Origin of the sequence: Shewanella sp. MBTL60-007, assembly GCF_019654915.1 — a bacterium.
Classification (GTDB): domain Bacteria; phylum Pseudomonadota; class Gammaproteobacteria; order Enterobacterales; family Shewanellaceae; genus Shewanella.
In genome coordinates this window covers 1-803 of the sequence record NZ_BPET01000159.1, presented here as the reverse complement: position 1 = coordinate 803, position 803 = coordinate 1, and the positions used below count along the sequence as shown (strand labels likewise).

Genomic DNA, 803 nt, shown 5'->3' with positions numbered 1-803 from the left:
GAAGTAGATAGCTTAACCTTCGGGAGGGCGTTTACCACGGTGTGGTTCATGACTGGGGTGAAGTCGTAACAAGGTAGCCCTAGGGGAACCTGGGGCTGGATCACCTCCTTACCTATACGACTAACTTAATAGTTGTTGAGTGTTCACACAGATATGCTTGTCGTAAAGAAAGAGCAAATAATACGTGTCTAGGTTTAGACGACGTTAATTTGTTTCAAGTCAAGGCACTTGAGGAGTGAAAGAGGGAGTGTAGTTTACTACATGACTGATTGAACGACGAAAGTAACGCAGAATTGGGACAAAGAAACAAGTATAAATGGGTCTGTAGCTCAGCTGGTTAGAGCGCACCCCTGATAAGGGTGAGGTCGGTGGTTCAAGTCCACTCTGACCCACCAAAATCCTTCCTTCTCATCGTTAGAGAGTGACTCGTTTAAGAAAGCTAAACGTCGCCACTATCTGCCTTGATAAGAAATGATTTGGCCATTTATGCGTATATATTTGTTTGACTGCATGTAAATGGGGCTATAGCTCAGCTGGGAGAGCGCCTGCCTTGCACGCAGGAGGTCTGCGGTTCGATCCCGCATAGCTCCACCATTTACTTCTCTTGTAGAAGCATGCACTGGTTAGAGATGCCAAAGATAAATGCAGAATTTATCTTTGGCTTTTTTAAGCCCGCTCTTTAAAAATTTGGAAAGCTGATAGTAATAATCGTAACGATTATTGCGAAATTAAAAATTGAGTTCTCAAAACACTTAACATTAAGTGTCTTGGCTTAAGACTTAACGGTCTTAAGTAAAAATTCT

General features: G+C 42.6%; 2 tRNA genes and 1 rRNA gene. All 3 read left to right on the top strand.

The window, feature by feature from the left end:
* Positions 1-111 (top strand): 16S ribosomal RNA (locus tag K5Q92_RS23830); the annotation flags it as partial.
* Positions 112-318: 207 nt separating this feature from the next.
* A tRNA-Ile gene (locus tag K5Q92_RS23825) sits at positions 319-395 on the top strand.
* A 123-nt stretch (positions 396-518) separates the two neighbouring features.
* A tRNA-Ala gene (locus K5Q92_RS23820) sits at positions 519-594 on the top strand.
* The last annotated feature ends 209 nt before the right edge of the window (positions 595-803 follow it).